The organism is Mariniflexile jejuense (assembly GCF_042675665.1).
Classification (GTDB): Bacteria; Bacteroidota; Bacteroidia; order Flavobacteriales; family Flavobacteriaceae; genus Mariniflexile; species Mariniflexile jejuense.
Window position 1 is genome coordinate 2,205,285 of the sequence record NZ_JBHTJI010000001.1, and the last position, 22,209, is coordinate 2,227,493.

The window sequence follows — 22,209 nt, forward strand, 5'->3', positions numbered from 1 at the left end:
TTACTTCCAATTATGACCTTTTAAAGCAATTGCTGCTTTCAATATATCTTTTTGACTTATTTGACCTACCAACTTTCCATTTTCTACAATAGGAAAACGACGACGTTTAGATTCTAAAAACTTGTTGGCTGCATCAAAAATATTCATATTACCATCAATAGTTTCAACATTTTTAACCATACATTTTTCTACGGTATTGTTTTCCATTGGTAAATTATGGTATCTACTTTCACTTATTTGCTTTATACAATCGCCTTCTGAAATAATTCCAACCAATTCATGCTTATCATTAACTACTGGTCCGCCAGAAATTCTATTCTTAATTAAGGAATCTATAACTTTTTCAATAAGTTCTTCCGATTTAAAGGTTATCAAGTTTCTTGACATATAATCGCTAACCTTTATAGGTACATCTACAGTTGCATTTTGTTGATTTTTTCTAGCTCCTAAAAAACTTTTAATTCCCATAATTCACAAATTTATCGTTCCTAATGTAATTATTTTTTTTGATTAATAAAAATTGTTTTGTTCTAAAACAAATACCTGTATCATTAAAAAAATAATTATTTGATTAAAAAATGAAATATTTAATACTCTTTTAAGACTTTAAATGTTAAATTTTTATAGTTTTAGCACTTTAAAATAAATTATAAAAATGAAAAAATTATTGGTATTCGGATTATTGGTTAGTGGATTTTTAATGAGTGCACAAAGCAACACAGATTTAATAAAACATTATGAAGCTTATTACAAACAAATGAAAGTACAAGGCGATGTGCAAGGTGTAATTAATGCCATGACACATTTAAATATATTAGCACCTTCAGTAGCAAGAAAAGATACCTTGGCTTACATTTATATGAGTGAAGATAAATATGTTCAAGCTATAAACACTATAGGTTATGAACGTATGGTTGATGATTCTGATATTGCCCTTGAAGTAAAGGGAATTTCATTAAAATCTTTAAAACAACCCGAATTAGCTATTGGACATTTTGAAGAGCTTTTTAAAAGAAATCCAAATGCACTTTTGGCTTACGAACTTGCTGAACTTAATTTGCAAACACAAAAACTTGCCGAAGCAGAAAAACATATTACCTATGGTTTAGCAAATGCTAAAGACGATATGAAAAAAGCATTTTACGAAACCCAAACACCTTACGAGGTTTCTTTAAAATCGGCTTTTATGTATCTAAATGCATTATTACTTTATAACAAAGACAAAAAAGCAAACATTGATGCAGCTGTTGATGTTTTGGATGCTGCTTACAAAAATTCGCCTAATTTCAACTTAATACAACTAACAAAAAACGAATTACTACGCCAAAAACAAGTATTACAATCGCAAGCTGCGCAACCTAAAAAATAAAACATCCCGTTTTCTACATATTACTATTTAAGCCTATGCTTTACTAAACTAGCATAGGCTTTTTTGTTGCTTTTTACTTTTCAAAATCACAAAATATAGCTTAATATTCATTTAACAATTATTTAACTTCGTTTAGTTCGGTTTGTTCCGAACTTATTGATAATTTTGCCAAAAAATTATTTAAAATGATAGTTTGTAAACAAAAAAGTGCCCTTATTGAAAAGTTGGGTATTTCATTAGAAAGCAAAGATCAATTAGCACCTGTTGCAGCTCGTATTAAAGCATATATTATCCTTAAAGGAAAATCAGGAACTACTTTTGAAGATTTAGTATCCGATTTATGTGCTAGTAAAAGCACCATTTCTACTCACTTAAACCATTTACAAGATTTAAAAAAAATTGTGTATTTCACTAAATTGGGTGATAGAAAAAAATACTTCATCATTAATAAAGATTCTATTGTTCAAAGTATTGATGAAATGGTTGAATCTTGGACAAATCAAAAAGAATTACATCTTGAAATTAGAGACTACAAGAACCATTCAAATAATTCAGGAAACTTAGAAGAAGATTCAAAATTCGATTTAGAATTTCATGATGATTATATTCAATTTTTAGATGAAGTTACCAAATCTGTATTAAAATTAAGATCAAAAATCACAACAAAAAACAATAAATTTTAAGGAATCAGCATGAAAAAAATCAACCTATATTCAATAGCAACAATTTGTTTAACACTAGTGTTATCAAGTTGTGGAAAAAAACAAGACCAACAAGTAGCACAGGTAGCACCAACGTTACCTGTAGCGGTAATTAGTCTTAAAACAGTAACAGGCTTTCAAGAATATCCAACCAATATTGAAGGTATTGTAAACAGTAATGTACGTGCAAAAGTATCTGGCTACATTCAAAAAGTTTTGGTTGATGAAGGTCAAAAAGTACGTAAAGGTCAAGCCTTATTTAAACTAGAAACCCAATCGTTAAGTCAAGATGCTGGTGCAGCAAAAGCCCGAATAAATGTGGCAAAAGTTGAGGTTGATAAATTAATTCCTTTAGTAGAAAAAAACATTATAAGCCCCGTACAATTAGAAACTGCCAAAGCCAATTTAGCACAAGCGCAAGCCAATTATAGCAGTATTGCTGCTAATATTGATTATGCAACCGTGAAAAGTCCTGTTGATGGTTATGTTGGCGCAATTAATTTTAGAGAGGGTTCTTTGGTAAGTTCAAGTGATGCTACACCTTTAACAACCGTTAGTGATATTAAACAAGTTTATGCTTTTTATAGTTTGAATGAAGCCGATTACTTAAACTTCCTACAAAATGCTACAGGTAAAAATTTAGAAGAAAAAATCATCAATTTCCCAGAGGTTAATTTAGTATTAGCCAATGGAACTGTTTTTGCTGAAAAAGGCAAAATAGAAACCAGTTCAGGTCAAATAAACCAAAATACGGGAACTGTAAGTTTTAGAGCTGTTTTTAACAATCCAAATCAGCTTTTAACCAATGGAAATAGCGGAAAAATTCAAGTACCAACCAATTATGAAAATGCCATTGTTATTCCTCAAGAAGCAACTTATGAACAACAAGGTAATGTGATGGTTTTTATATTAGGAGCAAACAATACAGTAACATCTTCAATCATAAAAATTAAAGCAACTATTGATAATTTATATGTTGTAGAATCAGGCTTAAAAGAAGGTGATAAAATAGTAACTACAGGTGTTGGAAAATTGAGAAATGACATGGCTATTACACCTCAAGATGTTCCATTCGATAGTATTCTTAAACCTATTAAAACATTATTCAAAAACTAGAAACTTATAAATTATGTTAAAGACATTTATTGAAAGACCTGTACTTTCTACAGTTATTTCTATCATTATACTTATACTAGGTTTTATAAGTATTTCAAGTTTACCCATAGAAGAGTATCCAGATATTGCACCACCAACAATTCAGGTAACAGCATCGTATCCTGGTGCTAATGCCGAAACGGTATTAGAAAGTGTTATTATTCCTATTGAAGAGCAAATTAATGGTGTAGAAGGTATGACATACATTACTTCTACAGCTTCAAATAATGGCACAGCCTCTATAACGGTATATTTTAATCAAGAAGTAGATGCAGATATTGCTGCCGTTAACGTTCAAAATCGTGTAGCCAGTGCAAATTCTTTATTGCCACAAGAAGTTATTCAAACAGGTGTAACCATCAAAAAGCAGCAAACAAGTGCTTTAATGTTTGTGTCTATGTACTCTGAAAATGAAGAAGAATATGATGCCACCTTTATTCAAAATTACTTAAAAATAAACGTTATTCCAGCCATGCAACGTATTAATGGTGTGGGTGATGTTAGTGTGTTTTCACAGCAAGATTATGCGATGCGTATTTGGTTAAAACCAGAAAAATTAGCAGCTTACAATTTAATACCTTCAGATATCACGGCTGTTTTAAAGGAACAAAATCTAGAAGCTGCTGCGGGTTCATTAGGTGAAAACAATGGCGAAGCATTTTCATATGTTTTAAAATATAGTGGTCGTTTTAAAAATGAAAAACAATATGCCGATATTGTTGTAAAAGCATTAGGTAATGGGCAGTTTTTACATTTAAGTGATGTTGCAAGTATTGAATTAGATGCACAATCTTATTCTGCCAATGCTATGAGTTTGGGGCATCCTGCGGTATTTATGGGAATTTTTCAAACAAAAGGATCGAACGCACAAGAAATTATTGAAAATATTAAGACCACTTTAGAAACTGTTGAAAAAGACCTTCCAAATGGCTTAAAAATATTTGTACCATACGATACGAGTTTATTCTTAAACGCATCGATAGATAAAGTAGTTAGCACCTTATTGGAAGCCTTTTTATTAGTGTTTTTGGTGGTATTTCTTTTCTTACAAGATTTTCGTTCTACCTTAATTCCTGCTATTGCTGTACCCGTTTCCATTATTGGTACGTTCTTTTTCTTAAGTGTTTTTGGGTATTCCATTAACCTATTAACACTGTTCGCTTTGGTTCTAGCTATTGGAATTGTAGTAGATGATGCCATTGTGGTTGTGGAAGCAGTACATGCAAAAATAGATCAAGGCGAAAAGAACCCTAAAACGGCAACATTGAAAGCTATGACCGAAATATCTGGAGCCATTGTATCCATCACTTTAGTAATGGCAGCAGTATTTATTCCAGTAACTTTTGTGACTGGACCAACAGGAGTTTTTTATAAACAATTTGGAGTGACTTTAATTATTGCTATTCTTATTTCTGCAGTGAATGCATTAACATTAAGTCCAGCTTTATGCGCATTATTATTGAAAGCACATAAAGAAGACGATGAACTAAAAGGCAAAAATCCGTTGCAACGTTTTTACACACTTTTCAATCGTGGATTTAACGCAACTGTAAATAAATATGGTCAATCACTTCAGTTTTTATACAAAAGAAAATGGGTATCTGCCGTACTTTTAGTAATCGTTATAGTAGGTATTTTTTGGTCAGCCAAAACAACTCCTACAGGCTTTGTGCCTAATGAAGATAGAGGAATGATTTTTGCCAATATCGAATTACCCGCAGGTTCATCTTTAGACAGAACTGACGCCGTAGCAAGAAAACTATACGATAAAATTAATGGATTAGATGGCGTAGCAGCTGTTAACTTCATTAAAGGTAGAAGTTTAATTAGTGGTTCTGGTAGTAATTACGGTTTCGGAATTATAAAACTTGATGATTGGAGTAAACGTGAAGATGTTTCACTTTCTGTACAAGCCATTACAGGTAAATTATTTGGAATGGCAGCATCTGTACCAGAAGCAAATATTATTTTCTTTTCACCTCCAAGTATTCGTGGGTTTGGTAATTCAGCAGGATTTGAGGTGAATTTATTGGATAAGTTTGGTGGAGAATTTACAGATTTGGATAAAGTTAATAAAGAATTTGCTATGGCTTTAATGGCGCATCCTGAAATTAAATACGCGCAATCATCCTTCAATACTAATTATCCACAATATGAAATGGAAGTTAATGTACCTTTAGCTAAAGAAAAAGGCGTGCCTATTAATAGCATTTTTTCAACCTTGCAAGGGTATATAGGCGGTGTGTATGCTTCAGATTTTTCTAGATTCGGAAAACAATTCCGTGTTTATATTCAATCGTTACCAGAAGATAGAGATAATGAAGAAGCTTTAAATAGCATGTATGTTAGAACAGATTCTGGACAAATGACACCAATTACACAGTTTGTAAACTTAAAACGTGTGTATGGACCACAATCGGTTACACGTTTCAACTTATTTAACTCAACAACTATCACTGGTGCAACAAACGACGGATTTAGTACAGGTGATGCTATTAGAGTTATTGAAGAAGAAGTTGCAAAATTACCAAGTAATTATACAGTTGCTTATTCTGGTTTAACGCGTGAAGAGGTAAATGCCGGCAACCAAACAACCTTCATATTTATATTGAGTATTTTGTTTGTGTATTTCTTATTAAGCGCACAATACGAAAGTTATTTATTACCATTTGCAGTAGTATTATCATTGCCTTTTGGTGTATTTGGCGCTTACATAAGTACAAAACTTTTTGGATTGGAAAACAATATTTATTTCCAAATTGCCTTAATCATGTTAATTGGATTGCTCGCTAAAAACGCCATATTAATTGTAGAGTTCGCACTTCAAAGACGAAAAAACGGCGAGAGCATTGTTAACGCCGCTATTCATGGTGCCAAAGCACGTTTACGCCCTATTTTAATGACCTCTTTCGCCTTTATTTTAGGCTTAATGCCATTGGTTTTAGCAAAAGGTGTTGGGGCTGAAGGAAACAACTCCATTGGTACTGGTGCTGCCGGAGGTATGCTTATTGGTACTATTCTAGGGGTGTTTGTAATACCAATCTTATTTATATTATTTCAATGGTTACAAGAAAAAGTTTCGAGTAAACCAGCAATACAAACTATTGAAGATTAAAACTTATGATAACTATTTTAAAAAATAAAGCCATCCTTTTGGTGATGGTTTCAGTAACATTACAAAGCTGTTTTGTTGCTAAAGATTATAAACAACCCGAATTTGTTGAAACTCAAAATTTATATAGAACCGATAATTTACCAACAGATAGCATATCAATGGCAGATGTATCGTGGAAAACCTTGTTTACAGATAGTTATTTGAATCAATATATTGATGAAGGCCTTCAAAATAACATGGATATTCGCATTGCTATTCAACAAATAGCAGCAGCCGAAGCCTATTTAAAACAAGGCAAAGCAGGATTTTTTCCAACGTTAACCGGTAATGCTTCTGCAAATCGTTCTTATATTTCAGGAAACGGACAACAAGGTGCTATTTTAAGCAGTCTTGGAGTAGACCATATTGACCAGTTTGAATTATCAGGAGCCTTATCTTGGGAAGCCGATATTTGGGGAAAAATACAAAGCAATAAGCGTGCTTATCAAGCCAGCTATTTACAAAGTGTTGCTGCACATCAAGCAGTAAAAACACAACTGGTTTCAAATATTGCCACAACCTATTATCAATTGTTGGCTTTAGATGCGCAATTAGCAATTACTAAAGAAACGATAGCAACTCGTGAAACAGGCGTAGAAACCATTAAAGCGTTAAAAGATGCTGGACAAGTTACCCAAATAGCAGTAGATCAAAATATTGCGCAATTCAACAATGCAAAATCGTTACAAATAGATTTAGAAACAGCAATTTTTAAAACTGAAAACACCCTAAGTATTTTACTAGGAAAAGCACCTCAGCATTTTGAAAGAAATACAATTGATTTGCAAACAATTAAATCTGATTTAAAATTAGGTGTTCCTGCAACATTATTAAGTAATCGTCCAGATGTAATTGCTGCAGAATATAATTTAATACAATCGTTTGAATTAACAAATGTTGCTAGAAGTAATTTTTATCCATCTTTAAAACTAACAGCTTCAGCTGGTTTTCAAAGTTTAGATTTCGATAACTTATTTAATGCTAATTCATTGTTTGCCAATTTATTGGGTGGTTTATCACAACCTATTTTCAATCAGCGAAAAATCAAAACACAATACGAAGTAAGTAAAGCACAGCAAGAACAAGCTTTGTTAAACTTTAAAAAATCATTGTTAGTTGCAGGTAATGAAGTTTCAAACGCATTATTTGCTTACAATGCCGAAACCCGAAAGTATGACTTTAAACAAAAAGAAGTAGAGGCATTGCGAAATGCTGAAAGCAACTCGGAAGAATTACTTAAAAACGGATATGCCAATTATTTAGATTTATTAACGGCAAGACAAAGTGCTTTAAATGCTGAATTAAACGTGATTGATAGCAAATTACAACAATTGCTTACGGTTGTAAATTTATACGAAGCCCTAGGTGGTGGATGGAAATAAAATAACTTAAAGTGTCTAGTAAACAAGACGTTTTAAAATGTTCGGTAACAAACTTTACCAAGTTTGGTAGCAAGCGTTTTACTATGGATGAGCTAGCCAGTGAATTGGGAATTTCAAAAAAAACCATTTACAAGTATTTTAAAAGCAAAGAAGATTTAGTGGTAGAAAGTGTCATCTTTTTAATTGAAGATTTTAAAGATGACATTAAAACCATTGTAACTTCTCAAAATGAGCCAATAATAAGCATCATTTTAATTTATAAAAAAGGCTTTGAGCATTTAAAACATTTTAAACCTTCGTTTATATTCGGATTGAAAAAATATTACCCCAAAGCCAATACAATTTTTGATGATTTTAGAGATAGTTTTACCAAAACAACCATTTACAATCTTCTATATGATGCTAAAAAATTGGGCATTATTAAACCAGAAATCAACTTAAATTTATTTTGCGAATTATATTTTAAACGATTTGAAGAAATTGCTTTTAAGAATAACAACCTTTTTGAAACCTATAATAATAAGGAGCTTTTAAACCATTTAATTATATACAATTTAAGAGGCATTACCGTTTCAAATTATAAAAACCATTATTTTGAATAGTTTGCTATTTTTGCAGCATGAAGAAAGATATTGAAATCCCTAAAGTTGAAGGTGTTTACGTTGCCATTGTAAACGAATATAACGACATTTATAAAACCCAAGATTGGAACGCATACATCATCAACGATAAAGACATTGATTTAGAAATGGTTTTAATTGTAACCACAGGCTATTCCGAAGAAAAAATAACCTCAACCTTTCGAAAAAAATTAGACACGCTTCCTAAAAAAAGTTATGCCAAAATTGAATTGATGCAAGAAGAATTATTTGCTTTAAATAATACCTTTAAAGTGTCTTTTTTTGAAGGAAACAGCATGTTTGACAAAACCTATCTATTTAGAAAAAACACTATTAATTTAAAAGCATTGCAACCTATTCCTTTAATGGAAGCACGTGGGGTTTTGGTGAAGTAACAAATTCCTGTGAAGACAGGAATTTTATTAAATTTAGCTCCACATATTTAATGGAAGTTCTAAATTGCGTTAGGGATAGTAGTGGAAATCCTTTTTTGAGGCACGAAAAAAAGATTGTAACGTATAGCCCGACCCAATTTGGGTAACGCCCAATAAACATATTGCTTTGTTTCTTACAATAACAAATCAGTCCAACTTATCTGTCAATTTTTTAAAGGTTTTTTTAGGATCTTTACCTTCGTACAAAATATCGTAAACTGCGTTTATAATAGGCAACTTGGTTTTGCTTTTGTTTTTTTCGTTTAGCAAATGGGCACTTTTGGTAGCATAATAGCCTTCGGCTACCATACTCATTTCCATTTGGGCAGATTTTACAGTGTAACCTTTACCAATCATGTTTCCAAACATGCGATTTCTTGAAAACACCGAATAACCTGTAACCAATAAATCGCCTAAATACGCCGAATTGTTTATGTTACGTTTCATTTTATGCATTTTCTTTATAAAACGTTTCATTTCTCGAATAGAATTACTCATAAGCACACTTTGAAAGTTATCACCATAACCCAAACCATGCGCAATACCTGCGGCAATAGCGTAAATATTTTTTAGCATAACAGCGTATTCTACACCAATAATATCATCGCTTATTTTGGTTTTAATATAATCGCTAGATAACGCATTGGCAATGGTTTGTGCCTTTTTAGCATCTGAACATGAAATAGTTAAATATGATAAACGCTCTAAAGCTACTTCCTCAGAATGACATGGACCTGCAATAACAGCTATATCATTATAAGGGATTTTGTATTCTTCATGAAAATGTTCACCAACCAACAAGCCTGTTTCTGGAATAATACCTTTTACCGCCGAAACTATTATTTTGTTAGAAATATCAACATTCATTTTTTGTAGTTCAGCATGTATAAACGCAGATGGGATTACAAAAATTAATACATCTGCATAGTTTGCAATTTCATTTATATCGTTGCTTAGCTTTAATTGATTTATATGAAACTCAACTGAACTTAAATAATTAGGGTTGTGGTACTCGCGCAACAAATGTTCTTTTGTATAAACACTGCGCATATACCACCCAACTTCATCTAAATTTTCGCAAAGCATTTTTACAATAGCTGTAGCCCAACTTCCTGCACCAAAAACCGCATATTTTAAAGGTTTATTCATATATAGTTTCGTTGTTTGATACTTCAAAAATACATAAAATATTAGTTATTGTTAAGTGAACAAACCATTAAGAAAAAAACTTTGGCACGCGTTTTGAAAACCTTAAACTATAAACCCACAAAATGTTTGATTATGAAGACTATAAAATTACTTTTTGCATTTGCTATATCAGCTACCCTATTTACATCGTGTATTATAGAAGAAAATTATATTGAAGAAGAACCAAGAATATCAATAAACCAACTATTAAACTCATACGAATTATGGTATGTAGATATAAATAAAACCGTTGGCTATGGCTCTACACCTTTTCTACAAAAAGCATTTACCTTGTCGTTTAGAAATGGTAATGTGTACGCTAACAACAATATAGTTGGTTTAGGCAATACAGGTGGTGGTTTTGGTATAAACGTTGGAACTTACGATGCTTATGATATGATTTTAGATATATACCACGTAATTGATGGTTATGAAACGTTTGATATTTATCAAGTTGATAATAATACTATCGAACTTTACAACCCAAACAACGATACATCGTACTTTTTAAATGGTTACCAACGTAGTAATTTTGATTATGATTTTGTTTTTTATGATAACATTCACTACTTCTTACAAGAATACAAAGCTTGGGAAAAAACATATACCAGTAATTATGGTGCAATAAACGAATTTGATAACGAAAATTATTTACAATTTTTAGCAGGCGGAAACGACTCGGAGTTTAGAAGTTCGCAAGATGCTAACGGCAAAAACGTAACTAATTTATATTGGGATTATACAGGACTTTATGGTGTTGGCAATGTTACAAATAATATGTACCTAAAAACTTTAACATTAGATTATGATTATTTTGACAATGAATACTTTGAATTAAGCGTTATAAATGATGGAAAGATAGAATTGTATCATCCAGCTTCTGGCACAGCTTATGAGTTTGTTGGAAGAGGCTATATACAATTTATGAAAACAACTGATACTAAAGGTAAAACAGTTACTACTGAAAAATTACGAAAAGAAAGAAAAGATAAAATAGAAAACCCTCGCGAAAATACAAGGGTTTAATAAAAGTTTGGTTGGTTATTTAGTTTAGAAACCGTTTAAAGATTTATGCTTTAAGCGGTTTCTTTTTTTATTTAACTTTTGCGATATTATAAACTTTCTAAATAATCGTCTAAATTTCCTAGAGCCATTGTAAAGCCTTCTTTAAAGCCCATTTCAATTATTTTTTCTAAATCTGAAAGACTATCATAGGTTGCCGAAATTGTAACAAGCGTTTTATTATTACTTTCACTAAAGGTGTTTGTCCAAGTAGTTCTTGGAAATTCTGTATTTGTTACTCCGTTTTCATCACAAAAAGCATCTAAACCTGTATAGCTTTTTTTAATATCTATTTTTAAATAATCGTTTTTACACCAATGCTTATCGTTTTCAGGACTAAGCATGTAATACAACCACGTTCCACCTTCTTTAAAATCCATAGATTTTGTAACAGTTTTGTATGGTTTTGGCGCCCACCATTGGTCTAGAATTTCTGGCTTTGTCCAGGCATCCCAAACTAAATCTAAATTTGCAGCAAACTCACGTTTTACATTAACAGTATTGTTTTCTTTGTTTATTGTAAAATCGAATAACAGATTGTTTTTCATTTTATAAATTATTTTTGTTAGTTATTTTATGTTTTATCTTTTTGAATGTTTTCTAAATAAGCATCTAAATTGTCAAATCGATCTTCCCAAAATTGTTTAAATTTATGTATCCACAACTCAACTTCTTTCATTTTTTCAACTTTGAGTGAGTAATATATTTCTCTACCAACTTTTTCTTGTTGCAATAATTCACATTCGTTTAGAATTTTTATGTGTTTAGATACAGCTTGTCTGGTTGTATGAAATTCTTGGGCTAACGCATTTGGTGTTAATGCTTGTGTGGCTATTAATAATAAAATGGCTCGTCTTGTTGGGTCTGCTATGGCTTGGAAAATATCTCGTTTCATCTATTTAAACTTTTTGGTTTTAATTGGTATCAAAATATTTGATTAGAAGCATTTCATAAAATAAGCAACCAATTAGTTGCAAATATACGCAACCTTTTGGTTTCACAAAAAAAATTGCGTTTTTTTTACAAAAAAACTATTAATTTAGATTTTGAAACGTTAACCCTTACAGGTTATAACTCATTTTGAGTTTTTTTTAATATCTTGACCATACGGCTATATACCATTTCCCCTAAACTCCAGGTATATCCATCAAAATTGGTTGTATTAACAAATTGTATAACCACAGTATCAATGTCTTCATGATACTTGGCAATACTTTGATAACCTGGTATTAACCCTGTATGATCCAATTTGTATAAAGATGTATAAATTTCTTGTTCGTTATTGTTAAACAAAGACCCATCATTTAGAGCTCTTATAAAAATTCCAACATCTTCAGCGGTAGCTATCATAGACCCATAATTGGTAGTTTTAATATCTTCTTCTACACCAACATAATAACCACTCATAACATCATCTAGATTAACATCATTAATAGAGCCAAATGTATGTTTTAGCTGTAAAGGGTTTAAAATTTCTTCTTTTATAAATTGAAATTTACTATGTCCAACTACTTTTTCTATTAAATTAGAAATTAATAAATAATTAGTGTTTGAGTATTCATATTTTTTGTCGGGTTGAAAATTGGCTGGCAAATCTAAAATGCGCTTTAGGGCTTCATTGGGCGTTTTGGGTGGATTAATCCAAAAATTGGGTGTATTAGTAAAATTAGGAATACCACTTCTGTGTTGTACTAACATTTTTAGTGTAATTGTTGTGGCGTTTTCTATTCTTCCAACCAATTCTGGAAAATAATAGGCTAAGTTTTGATTTAAATCCAATTGTTTATTGGCTACTAATTTACTAACGGCTACCGCATCATACAACTTACCAATACTAGCTATTTTAAATAATGCATGCGGGTTTGCAGGTGTTTTGCTTTTTCTGTTGTGGTAACCAGCAGCGTAAAATTTTGGTTGATTTTCTTTTTGCTGCACATATACAATAATGCCATCAAATCCGTAATTTATAGACGCGTTTACTTGTTCTTGAACAGTGTTTGGTAATGGTGTTAGCCAAACTTTAACTAAAACCCAAGGCACAAAAAATAATGATGTAATTGTCCCTACAAACAACACTATTCTAATAATCAATTTTTTGTTATTTTTTCTCATTTAGTTTGTTTTACCACCTTTCACCAGTAACCACAAAGCAAACCACATTTCTCCAATAATACTTGGAATTGCTACCATTGCTAAAAAAACAGTTTTATAATCTTCGTAATTTGATAGTAAAATATGAGCTACTGTATCAAGCATATACATAATGCCTGCTATTATTAAGAATATAGAAATGATTTTTGGTTTTTGTATAATGATTCCTAACAAAATTAAATGCAGCCCAAAAAAGAACAACCCAATTAACCAAATGGTATTAAATATGCTAATTTGATAAAGTATTTGTGAAGTGGTTGTTGATGATAAAGCTAAGGGTAAAGCAAATATAGCAACACCCATAATGGCAGCATGCATTAATCTAAAAAAAGTGCTGAGTACTGATAATTTATGCTCTTTAAATAAAAGAAACAAAGCCCACGCAATTACAACATCAAAAACAACCGTAATTAAAAAGGCAACAATACCAAACCTAACCATAACATGATGGTCTTGAATAGTAATTAAAGGACTTTCAAGAATTGATTCGAGTACAAAAAAATTAGCAAATATGGCAGCAAAGAAAATAATTAGGTAACTAATTCCTGTAATTATTGAAAGTGTTCTTGGTTTTGTTAGTATATCTGCCAATTTTGAATAGTCTATTATTATTCTTTTTAGGAATTTTAACGCTTATTCACGCTGCATTTTAGTTATTTACACATTGTATTTCACGAAGTTAAGTAATTTTTAAATACCTTCAAAAAAATACCTATTTATAAAAATTCATTTCATCCAAGTATTCCCAAACATGTTCAGGCAACATAGGTTTTACGTTTTTGCCTTGTTTTATAGCATTACGTATAAAAGTGGAAGATAGTTGCATAATAGGAGCATCTATATGATGAATTTTTTTATGTCCATCAAATTGTGTTGGTGTTTTCCCTTCAGAAACTCTTGGATACACATAAATATCGTGGTTTTCAAGTATAACATCGTAGTTTTTCCACTTATGAAAACTATCTAAATTGTCTTCACCCATAATTAATGAAAACTGATAATCAGGGTGTTTTTCTTGTAAATATACGAGCGTGTTTATGGTGTAATTGGGCTGCGGTAAACTAAATTCTATATCGCAAGGTTTTAGTTTTTGGTAATTTTTAGCAGCACGGTAAACCATTTCTAAGCGTTGGTAATTATCAAGTAATGTACTTTTCTTTTTAAATGGGTTGTGTGGTGTTACTACAAACCAAACTTCGTTTAAATCGCTGTATTCGGCAATATGGTTAGCAATAACCAAATGCCCAATATGTATGGGGTTGAAAGAACCAAAATACAAACCGATTTTCATGTGGCGTTTTTAAGAGTTTACAAAATTACTCACCAATTTTTCGGCTTCTTTTAGTGCTTTTTCCAAATCGTCGTTCACCACAATAACATCAAAAAGTGGTGCCGTTGCTAATTCTGCCGAAGCTTTGGCTACGCGCATGTTTATCTTATCTTCAGTTTCTGTTTTACGATTTTTTAAACGAATTTTTAACTCATCAATACTTGGTGGTTTTACAAATATGGCTAAGGTTTGTTCAGGAAATTTTCGTTTTATACGTAAACCACCTGAAACGTCAATATCAAAAATTACGTTTTTGCCCATAGCCCAAATACGCTCAACTTCCGTTTTTAAAGTACCGTAAAAGTTATCTCGATATACTTCTTCCCATTCTAAAAAGGCATCATTTTTTATTTTGCTTTTAAATTCTTGAAGCGATAAAAAATAGTAGTCTTTTCCATGTACTTCGTTACCGCGTTTTTCACGCGAAGCCGCAGATATTGAAAACTCTAAGTTTAATTCTTTTAAACCTAATAAATGCCTTACTATGGTTGTTTTTCCAGAACCTGATGGTGCTGAAAACACTATTAATTTGCCTTGTTTTGTGGTATTTTGCTGTGTCACTAATATATGTTTTTGCTCTATGCCTAGGCTATAGGCTTTAAGCTAAATGTAGGCTTAAAGCATATGGCGTATAGCATAATGCTTTTTAAAGCACGTTTAATAATTGTTCTTTAATTTTTTCCAATTCATCTTTCATTTGTACCACCAATTGTTGCATAGGTGCATAATTACTTTTGGAACCAATTGTATTTATTTCGCGTCCCATTTCCTGACTAATAAAACCCAATTTTTTTCCGTTAGAATCTTTAGAATTTATACATTCTATAAAATAATCTAAATGATTTTTTAAACGCACTTTTTCTTCAGTAATATCAAATTTCTCAATGTAATATACCAATTCTTGCTCAAAACGATTTTCATCGTATTTCTCTTTTAATTCCTCAACACCTTTTAGTAATCGTTCGCGCACACCATCAACACGTTCAGGATCCATAACAATTACTTGATCTAACAAATTGCTAATTATGGTTACACGTTTGTTAAATTCTTGCTCTAAAACCTTGCCTTCATCTAAACGATGACTGTTTAAATCTTCAACAGCTTTATCAATTTCTTTAGCTATTATTTGCCATTCATTTTCGTCAATTTCTTCACGAACTGTATTTAAAGCATCGGGAAAACGCACTGCCATTTTTAATAGTTCAATAGCATCACCATCTACCACTTGTCGTAGTTGTTCAATATATTGTTTTACAACAGGTGTGTTTATTTGTGTTGAAGTGTCTTCGGCAGTAGCTTCAACATATATAGAAAAATCTATTTTACCACGTTCAAGTGAATCGGCTAGTAATTTTCTAATAGAAAGTTCTTTTTCTCTATATATTGAAGGCATTCTGGCATTTAAGTCTAAACTTTTGCTGTTTAGAGATTTTAGCTCTATTGTCACTTTTTTAGTGGGCAATTGCAATACAGATTTTCCGTAACCTGTCATTGAATATATCATAAACCGATGTTTTAAGTTATGCAAATGTAATTAAAACTTAAGGTATAGAAAACACTTTAAACTTTGTATGCGTTTTAACCATTTTTTGTATGGGTTGTTTTTGAAATAAAAAAAACGCAACCATCTATTATTTAGATAATTACGTTTTTGTACTCAAGGCGGAACTAACCAAAAATGGGAAAACCTGTGTTTTTAAAGGTCTTTAAGAGGGTGTGAAATTTACTGACACCGAATTAGCCCCTTTTTAACAATAATTTAACTCATTTAGTTGAATTTGACATGATTTTAATTGAATTTGCATCCTTCTGTTATAAACTTAATTATAATAATATTTTAAAATACCTGTGATAATTTGGATAAGGTTCTTCGTTTGTCTGAGCTAAGCTAAATTTTTTCTTTTTTCTATTAAGAAATCATTCTTGTATTTAATTCTGAACTTAATCAGTTATCAATGTGGGTTTATAAAAGCATCAATATCAGATCTCGACAAAACTGGGTTCGCACCTTCGCTTTGCGCCACCAATGCCCCTACGGCACAAGCAAAATCTATTGCTTTTTGAGGATTTACATTATTTAATAATTGACTGATTAAAGTGCCCAAGAATGAATCTCCTGCACCTACAGTATCAATAACTTTTACAAGAAAACCACTATTGTAATATAATTTATTGTCGTATAGCAAAACAGCTCCATGCGACCCTTTTGTTACACAGATTTGTTTTGTATTTGTTTTTTCTGAAATAAACATAAGATTCTGTTCCAGCGAATTAAATTTAGAGCCCATGTATTTACATACCTCAAAAAGTTCATCATCATTAAACTTAATAAAATCGGCCTTATCCATTAAATGAAACAAAACGTCTTTTGTATAGTAAGGTGGTCTTAAATTTAAATCGAATATTTTGTATTTCGCTAACTCAATGAGGCCATATAAGGTGCTTCTAGAACTATCATCTCTTGCCACTAAACTCCCAAAAACAAATGCATCCGAGCTTTTTACAGCTTTTTTATTCACTTCTGTTAATCTGATTTTGTCCCAAGCTCTTGGATATTTAATGTCATAAGAAGCAGACCCCTTTTCGTTCAGCATCACTTTTACTTTTCCGGTTTTATATTCATTATGTACTTGTATACAACTTGAATCAATACCAACATCTTTAATATAGTTAAGTAATTTAGCACCATTTTCTCCATTACCTATAGCACTGATCATAGTAACCTCATTATCTAATGATTGCAATCTATTTGCAACATTTAAAGGTGCGCCTCCTATTTTTTTATGGGTTGGGAATACATCCCACAACACTTCTCCGAAACATGTGATTTTTGACATATCAATATTAATTTAATCCAGAAGATATTAAAACCACTAATATCTTCTGGAATTTAAATAACTAAATAAAAAAACTAACTCAAACTCTATATTATTACTTTGTTCTTTTAACGGTAAATATTTTAATGCTGCCTTTTTAAGCAATGCTACTTTGACAATTTATTAATTTTAATCTGTTCAATAAATTGTATTTCCTCGTTAGCAGTAATCTCTAAATTTTTAAAAGGTGCTAATGGAAATACCAAAGCTGTTATAACCCGTTCACCATCATTAAGAAAAATTTCCATTGAAGACTTATCGACCAGCATATTTATTTTTAACTGATTCGAATCAGGTAACACATATGGACATTTTAAAATATTACTATTCAAGTTGTTAAATTTGTATCCAGATTCTGCTCTATTTAAGATTAATTCACCTTTAATTTTGTTATATTTTATAACAACGCTTGAGCTTTTATTACCCCATTCAATTTTTGCTTCATTAATAGCACTAAAATCTATAGTAGTTTCTAGGTAGAATTTACCTTCTCCCAATGTTTCATCATTCAGCAATTCAAATCTACTTCCAGCATTATTGTTTTCAACAACTTTACCACCAATTGCATAGATCATCTCCGTTGGCAGTTTACTTACAATTATGCTTTTCCCATTATTTTTTTGCCAATGTAACGTCCTTGGGAATGTCATTGCACTTCTATAACTATAGGTTGGAACATTTTGAGCATATGACCAATTACTCATCCATCCCATGAATAAATTTCTATTGTTTGGCTCATTACTCCAAGTTACACCAGCATAATTGTCCGTTCCGTAATCTAACCATAAAGTTTCTGCTTGAGAAGAGGTAAATGTTTCACCATCAAAATCCCCTAAGAAATACTGTGTTCCAGAGCCTCCGTTAGGACCTCCAGGATTAATACTAACCAATAACGCCCATGTTTCTTGACCGTTTGCATCTTTAATTTTAAACAAATCTGGACATTCCCAAACACCACCATGTGCTCCTACATTTTTTCCAAAACTATTTTTATATACCCAATTTTTTAGATTGGATGAGGTGTAAAACATAATTTCATCACCTGCTGCAAGTACCATTACCCATTTTTGTGTTCCTTCATGCCAAGATACTTTAGGATCTCTAAAATCTGCTTTGTCATTATTTACCAAAACAGGGTTGTTTTCATATTTAGTCCAAGTTCTACCTTTATCATTACTATAAGCTAAGCTCTGGGTTTGCTTATTGTTTTCTGGATTTTGATGCGTAAATACAGCCACTAAAGGACTCTCGCTACCCGATTTAAACCCAGACGTGTTGTTGTTGTCAACAACAATACTACCAGAAAAAATGTTTCCTAAATTGTCAGGATACAAAGCAATTGGCAATTCTTCCCAATTAACTAAATCTTTGCTAATTGCATGCCCCCAATGCATAGGCCCCCAAACACTTTCATTGGGATTGTATTGATAAAACAAATGATATTCACCTGCATAGTAAACCATTCCATTAGGATCATTCATCCAGTTGTTTCGTGGTGTAAAATGAAATTCCGGTCTATATTCATTATCTCCAACTGTTACTAATTCAGCATTTGAATTAGATGATATATCATCCTCATTACAGTTTTGGAATAAAATTATTATACTAGCAAGCAATAATATTCTAATAACTTTTATCATATTCATATTATTTGGTTTTTAAGTATTCTAATGCATTCTTTGTTATAGTCTCTATATTATCCTGATAAAGATTTGTTCCGTCGTTTTGATTCCATTCGAAAGCACCTATTCCAATCGCAATAGCAGTCCCCTCAAATTCATCATTTGGCATTGCTTCAAAATTAGCCATCATCCAATAATCTCTAATTCCATCCCAAACTCCAAGAATTCTAAGTTTTGCATCATTAAATAAATTCGAATACACCTGCTCATTAGCGTTACCAATACCATAATAATCTCCTATCCATAAAACGAAATTATGATCCTCTCTGTATCCTGGTCCTATTAATGGAATTATTTTTCGCTCATCTGGTTGTATAATTTCTACCCCTTGATAAATCGGATGAGTGCTTTCATCATGCACAAGACCAATATTTATCCCAACAGACCATGTGTCTCCATTAGAAAATCCAGCACCTGCTCCTTTAAGTTTCCCTATATTATCTGTAATTCTTCCAATTGTCCATAAATATTCTATAGCGTGTGTATTAAGTAATAGCCCTCCTCCATTAGCATGAAAATTTGTAATTGCAGAAACTACATTTGCGCTTAATGCTACAGATGGAAGTGCTGGGTTATCATCATCTTTGTCATAATGCCACCAAAGCACTCTAAACTCACTTAAATCTTTTCCGTTATCTATATCGGCAAATGAGATATATTCCGCATCTGGATAGTTTTCGAAAAGCCATGCAGCTGATGCCATTTCATCATCATCACTAATTGAAGCAACATCTGGTGCTAAACCTAGGTAACCTATTTTAGTTTTCCCAACCTTAAAAATTAAGTTTCTAGATGGTGATTCTTGATTTTGTGAATTAATAGTATTTATTTTAAAACTATATTCTCTAAGTTCCGCATTTTCAAGCGTGTATGTTGTAACATTACTTGGCAAATCAATCACTTCAGAACCATCAATTGTTAATTTTATACCGGTAATATTAGTGTCTTGGATACCCCATGTCAAAATAACATTAGTTTCTTCTTGTGTGCCAGCAAAATTTAAAACTGGTCGTGGTCCTTCTCTAGTTATACTAACCGTTTCTCCTAACGAGAAGTTTCCTGTATCATTATCTTTTAATTTTAGAGTAAAAAAGTATTCTATATTAACTTCACGAATTTCAAATTCATAACTTGATTTTGAAAAATCGAGTAATTCCAATCCGTTGTTGTGTTTTAATACTGTCGTAACATTTCCTGTATATGTTGGATTACTCCATGTTACTGTAGCAATATCACCAACTAATTCAACATTTAAATTTTCTACTGAAGGAACTATAGCATCAGCAGCAGCTTCTATTTCACGATCTTGAGAACAAGAATAATTTATGATAACAAATAGGCTTAATATTGTTATCTTTATTATGTTTAATGTATGTTTCATAATATTATTTTTTAACAGATTAATTTAATATCCTTTGTTTTGTTTGTAAACGTCCTTACTAAAATTGATTTGTGCCTGAGGAATTGGACAATACTCCTCTCTAGCTGAATCAAATTTAGCACCACTATAATATTCAACCTCATCCTTTTCCTCTAGATAATATTTGTTGAGTGTTTCTGCAGCAATTCCCCAACGTACTAAATCGAAAAAACGACTTCCTTCCATGGCAAACTCCAATCGACGTTCCCACCTTAAAGCTTGTCTCGCAAAATCTTGCGTCCAAGTACAATTAACACCATTTATATATGGGCTTACATTTAAATTGTTTGCATATCCAATAAAGCCGGTGCTTTGAGACGCTCTATTTCTTATTTGATTTATTATAGGTAAGGCATCGTTAAACTGACCCAATTCTATTAATGCTTCAGCACGCATAAGTAAGACATCGGCATATCGAATTTGAATTCTATTCTTTGAGTTTCCATAAAACGGATCAATGTTTACAAAGCAGCTACCACAGTTTGGTGATACATTTTCTTTTAATGAAGCATAATAGCCGTAAGGATTAGGAGATCTAACCCAACCTTCTACATAAATAAAATCATTATCATATTTATATGGTAAATTTGGTATTGCTACTGTATGATACAAACGCGGATCAACCTTAACACTGTTCAAATTGTTATAATCAACATTTGCGTCATTATATGTATTGAATAATGGAAGACCATTAGCATCCGTTTTGTAAGCGTTTACAAGGTTTTGACTCGGTTTATGAAAATCACAACAACCAAGTCCTTGAGGAGTCGATAATACATCAGAAAAATTTAACCTTCCATGTAGTGTATTGTCACTATCTGTATATTGAATAGCAAAGATAGATTCAGACCCATTTTCATAATCACCTGGCAAAAAGTTATTTGCAAAATCAGGCTCAAGAGATCCCTGACCCAACACGTTATTGGTCGCATCAATTACCATTTGTAATTTAGCCGGATTAATGTTTGTTACTTTATTATCATCATCTTGTTCGAAAGCTTGATAAAGCCTAACTTTTGCTAGATAAGCATAAGCTGCAGTTCTACTTGCTCTTCCAATGTTTTGTTGTGAAACTGGAAGGCCTTCAGTTGCTGCTTGAAAATCTCCAGCGATAGCATCCCATAATTCATCATTTGTAAGATCTCTGTTTGAGATAGTACCATAATCTTCAATAGCTATGTCTTCAGTTATATAAGGTATGTATTTAAACATTATTTTAAGCATAAAATAAAAATGTCCTCTCAAAAATTTCATTTCAGCAATCCTTGTTTCTTTCAAAGGGAAATCGCTCGCACTTATTTTATTCAAATTTCTTATGGCTCTGTTAATTCTAGAAATAGCTATATAACTATTAAACCAGAACTTATCCAATTCCCCAAAGTCTGTCCTTATATTTTCAGATATTTCAAAAAAATGAAATACTTGAATATCATTAGGTCCACTACCTCCTTTATAGGCATCATCAGACCTTACATTTCCATAAGGCCATAAACTAAATGGTATGTCATAATGATCGTTACCCAAAGAAGCGTAAGCTGCCGTCACAAATCCATCTATATTGTCTGGAGTAATAAGTTCTTCTTCAGACAAAACTGATCTAGGACTTTCTTCCAAAAAATCAGAACATCCAGTAGTAATGACTAACAGAATGAATCCAAATAAATATTTTATATTCTTCATGATAA

Annotated in this window: 21 protein-coding genes; 8 read left to right on the forward strand and 13 right to left on the reverse strand. The window is 31.7% G+C overall.

From position 1 onward, the window contains the following. Window positions 1-468, reverse strand: a complete 468-nt coding sequence (locus ACFQ1R_RS09425) for a CBS domain-containing protein (RefSeq protein ID WP_379925922.1) — start codon at window positions 466-468, stop codon at window positions 1-3. A 187-nt stretch (window positions 469-655) separates the two neighbouring features. Between ACFQ1R_RS09425 and ACFQ1R_RS09430 the strand changes: the two genes are divergently transcribed. The 7 genes from ACFQ1R_RS09430 (at window position 656) to ACFQ1R_RS09460 (ending at window position 8,776) form a co-directional block, all read left to right on the forward strand. Beyond that, the gene (locus tag ACFQ1R_RS09430) at window positions 656-1,369 is read left to right on the forward strand and encodes a hypothetical protein (RefSeq protein WP_379925923.1); all 714 of its coding nucleotides are present in this window, start codon (window positions 656-658) and stop codon (window positions 1,367-1,369) included. Window positions 1,370-1,554: 185 nt separating this feature from the next. Beyond that, the gene (locus tag ACFQ1R_RS09435; protein WP_379925924.1) at window positions 1,555-2,052 is read left to right on the forward strand and encodes a GbsR/MarR family transcriptional regulator; all 498 of its coding nucleotides are present in this window, start codon (window positions 1,555-1,557) and stop codon (window positions 2,050-2,052) included. Between the two features lie 9 nt (window positions 2,053-2,061). After that, window positions 2,062-3,186, forward strand: a complete 1,125-nt coding sequence (locus ACFQ1R_RS09440; RefSeq protein ID WP_379925925.1) for an efflux RND transporter periplasmic adaptor subunit — start codon at window positions 2,062-2,064, stop codon at window positions 3,184-3,186. A 13-nt stretch (window positions 3,187-3,199) separates the two neighbouring features. Continuing rightward, window positions 3,200-6,340 (forward strand): efflux RND transporter permease subunit, encoded by a 3,141-nt coding sequence (locus ACFQ1R_RS09445; protein ID WP_379925926.1) that lies wholly within the window; start codon window positions 3,200-3,202, stop codon window positions 6,338-6,340. 5 nt (window positions 6,341-6,345) lie between these two features. Beyond that, window positions 6,346-7,761, forward strand: a complete 1,416-nt coding sequence (locus tag ACFQ1R_RS09450; protein ID WP_379925927.1) for an efflux transporter outer membrane subunit — start codon at window positions 6,346-6,348, stop codon at window positions 7,759-7,761. Between the two features lie 11 nt (window positions 7,762-7,772). After that, a complete protein-coding gene (locus ACFQ1R_RS09455; RefSeq protein ID WP_379925928.1) occupies window positions 7,773-8,363 on the forward strand; it encodes a TetR/AcrR family transcriptional regulator in 591 nt (196 codons plus the stop codon). Between the two features lie 17 nt (window positions 8,364-8,380). Continuing rightward, window positions 8,381-8,776: a hypothetical protein gene (locus ACFQ1R_RS09460; protein ID WP_379925929.1), complete on the forward strand. Its 396-nt coding sequence runs from the start codon at window positions 8,381-8,383 to the stop codon at window positions 8,774-8,776. A 186-nt stretch (window positions 8,777-8,962) separates the two neighbouring features. Here ACFQ1R_RS09460 and ACFQ1R_RS09465 read toward each other — a convergent pair whose 3' ends face one another. Next, window positions 8,963-9,964 carry an NAD(P)H-dependent glycerol-3-phosphate dehydrogenase gene (locus ACFQ1R_RS09465; RefSeq protein WP_379925930.1) on the reverse strand — a complete coding sequence of 334 codons (1,002 nt, stop codon included), beginning with the start codon at window positions 9,962-9,964 and terminating at the stop codon, window positions 8,963-8,965. Between the two features lie 132 nt (window positions 9,965-10,096). Here ACFQ1R_RS09465 and ACFQ1R_RS09470 point away from each other — a divergent pair, with 132 nt between their 5' ends. Then, the gene (locus ACFQ1R_RS09470; protein ID WP_379925931.1) at window positions 10,097-11,029 is read left to right on the forward strand and encodes a nicotinic acid mononucleotide adenyltransferase; all 933 of its coding nucleotides are present in this window, start codon (window positions 10,097-10,099) and stop codon (window positions 11,027-11,029) included. Between the two features lie 86 nt (window positions 11,030-11,115). Here ACFQ1R_RS09470 and ACFQ1R_RS09475 read toward each other — a convergent pair whose 3' ends face one another. The 11 genes from ACFQ1R_RS09475 to ACFQ1R_RS09525 all read right to left on the reverse strand — a co-directional run bounded on the left by ACFQ1R_RS09475 (window position 11,116) and on the right by ACFQ1R_RS09525 (window position 22,204). Then, on the reverse strand, window positions 11,116-11,613 hold the full coding sequence (locus ACFQ1R_RS09475) for an SRPBCC family protein (protein WP_379925932.1): 498 nt from the start codon (window positions 11,611-11,613) through the stop codon (window positions 11,116-11,118). 26 nt (window positions 11,614-11,639) lie between these two features. Continuing rightward, window positions 11,640-11,960, reverse strand: coding sequence for an ArsR/SmtB family transcription factor (locus ACFQ1R_RS09480; protein WP_379925933.1), 321 nt, complete (start codon window positions 11,958-11,960; stop codon window positions 11,640-11,642). A 173-nt stretch (window positions 11,961-12,133) separates the two neighbouring features. Further along, window positions 12,134-13,177: a serine hydrolase domain-containing protein gene (locus ACFQ1R_RS09485; protein ID WP_379925934.1), complete on the reverse strand. Its 1,044-nt coding sequence runs from the start codon at window positions 13,175-13,177 to the stop codon at window positions 12,134-12,136. Beyond that, complete coding sequence (locus tag ACFQ1R_RS09490) at window positions 13,178-13,807, reverse strand: DUF4386 domain-containing protein (protein WP_379925935.1); 630 nt, start codon at window positions 13,805-13,807, stop codon at window positions 13,178-13,180. A 121-nt stretch (window positions 13,808-13,928) separates the two neighbouring features. Then, window positions 13,929-14,507, reverse strand: coding sequence for a nicotinate (nicotinamide) nucleotide adenylyltransferase (gene nadD / locus ACFQ1R_RS09495; protein ID WP_379925936.1), 579 nt, complete (start codon window positions 14,505-14,507; stop codon window positions 13,929-13,931). A 9-nt stretch (window positions 14,508-14,516) separates the two neighbouring features. After that, window positions 14,517-15,107 carry a guanylate kinase gene (gmk, locus tag ACFQ1R_RS09500; protein WP_379925937.1) on the reverse strand — a complete coding sequence of 197 codons (591 nt, stop codon included), beginning with the start codon at window positions 15,105-15,107 and terminating at the stop codon, window positions 14,517-14,519. Window positions 15,108-15,192: 85 nt separating this feature from the next. Beyond that, window positions 15,193-16,050 carry a YicC/YloC family endoribonuclease gene (locus tag ACFQ1R_RS09505; protein WP_379925938.1) on the reverse strand — a complete coding sequence of 286 codons (858 nt, stop codon included), beginning with the start codon at window positions 16,048-16,050 and terminating at the stop codon, window positions 15,193-15,195. A gap of 448 nt (window positions 16,051-16,498) precedes the next feature. Beyond that, window positions 16,499-17,383 carry a carbohydrate kinase family protein gene (locus ACFQ1R_RS09510; RefSeq protein WP_311935780.1) on the reverse strand — a complete coding sequence of 295 codons (885 nt, stop codon included), beginning with the start codon at window positions 17,381-17,383 and terminating at the stop codon, window positions 16,499-16,501. 146 nt (window positions 17,384-17,529) lie between these two features. Then, complete coding sequence (locus ACFQ1R_RS09515; protein WP_379925939.1) at window positions 17,530-19,068, reverse strand: glycoside hydrolase family 32 protein; 1,539 nt, start codon at window positions 19,066-19,068, stop codon at window positions 17,530-17,532. A 1-nt stretch (window position 19,069) separates the two neighbouring features. Beyond that, window positions 19,070-20,485, reverse strand: a complete 1,416-nt coding sequence (locus ACFQ1R_RS09520) for a DUF4960 domain-containing protein (protein WP_379925940.1) — start codon at window positions 20,483-20,485, stop codon at window positions 19,070-19,072. 24 nt (window positions 20,486-20,509) lie between these two features. Then, window positions 20,510-22,204 (reverse strand): RagB/SusD family nutrient uptake outer membrane protein, encoded by a 1,695-nt coding sequence (locus ACFQ1R_RS09525; RefSeq protein ID WP_379925941.1) that lies wholly within the window; start codon window positions 22,202-22,204, stop codon window positions 20,510-20,512. Between the last annotated feature and the right edge of the window lie 5 nt (window positions 22,205-22,209).

Coding starts and splice junctions, on each gene's coding strand:
- ACFQ1R_RS09425 (WP_379925922.1), bottom strand. CDS start 468: ATGGGAATTAAAAGTTTTTTAGGAGCTAGAAAAAATCAACAAAATGCA.
- ACFQ1R_RS09430 (WP_379925923.1), top strand. CDS start 656: ATGAAAAAATTATTGGTATTCGGATTATTGGTTAGTGGATTTTTAATG.
- ACFQ1R_RS09435 (WP_379925924.1), top strand. CDS start 1,555: ATGATAGTTTGTAAACAAAAAAGTGCCCTTATTGAAAAGTTGGGTATT.
- ACFQ1R_RS09440 (WP_379925925.1), top strand. CDS start 2,062: ATGAAAAAAATCAACCTATATTCAATAGCAACAATTTGTTTAACACTA.
- ACFQ1R_RS09445 (WP_379925926.1), top strand. CDS start 3,200: ATGTTAAAGACATTTATTGAAAGACCTGTACTTTCTACAGTTATTTCT.
- ACFQ1R_RS09450 (WP_379925927.1), top strand. CDS start 6,346: ATGATAACTATTTTAAAAAATAAAGCCATCCTTTTGGTGATGGTTTCA.
- ACFQ1R_RS09460 (WP_379925929.1), top strand. CDS start 8,381: ATGAAGAAAGATATTGAAATCCCTAAAGTTGAAGGTGTTTACGTTGCC.
- ACFQ1R_RS09465 (WP_379925930.1), bottom strand. CDS start 9,964: ATGAATAAACCTTTAAAATATGCGGTTTTTGGTGCAGGAAGTTGGGCT.
- ACFQ1R_RS09470 (WP_379925931.1), top strand. CDS start 10,097: ATGAAGACTATAAAATTACTTTTTGCATTTGCTATATCAGCTACCCTA.
- ACFQ1R_RS09475 (WP_379925932.1), bottom strand. CDS start 11,613: ATGAAAAACAATCTGTTATTCGATTTTACAATAAACAAAGAAAACAAT.
- ACFQ1R_RS09480 (WP_379925933.1), bottom strand. CDS start 11,960: ATGAAACGAGATATTTTCCAAGCCATAGCAGACCCAACAAGACGAGCC.
- ACFQ1R_RS09485 (WP_379925934.1), bottom strand. CDS start 13,177: ATGAGAAAAAATAACAAAAAATTGATTATTAGAATAGTGTTGTTTGTA.
- nadD (WP_379925936.1), bottom strand. CDS start 14,507: ATGAAAATCGGTTTGTATTTTGGTTCTTTCAACCCCATACATATTGGG.
- ACFQ1R_RS09505 (WP_379925938.1), bottom strand. CDS start 16,050: ATGATATATTCAATGACAGGTTACGGAAAATCTGTATTGCAATTGCCC.
- ACFQ1R_RS09510 (WP_311935780.1), bottom strand. CDS start 17,383: ATGTCAAAAATCACATGTTTCGGAGAAGTGTTGTGGGATGTATTCCCA.
- ACFQ1R_RS09515 (WP_379925939.1), bottom strand. CDS start 19,068: ATGAATATGATAAAAGTTATTAGAATATTATTGCTTGCTAGTATAATA.
- ACFQ1R_RS09520 (WP_379925940.1), bottom strand. CDS start 20,485: ATGAAACATACATTAAACATAATAAAGATAACAATATTAAGCCTATTT.
- ACFQ1R_RS09525 (WP_379925941.1), bottom strand. CDS start 22,204: ATGAAGAATATAAAATATTTATTTGGATTCATTCTGTTAGTCATTACT.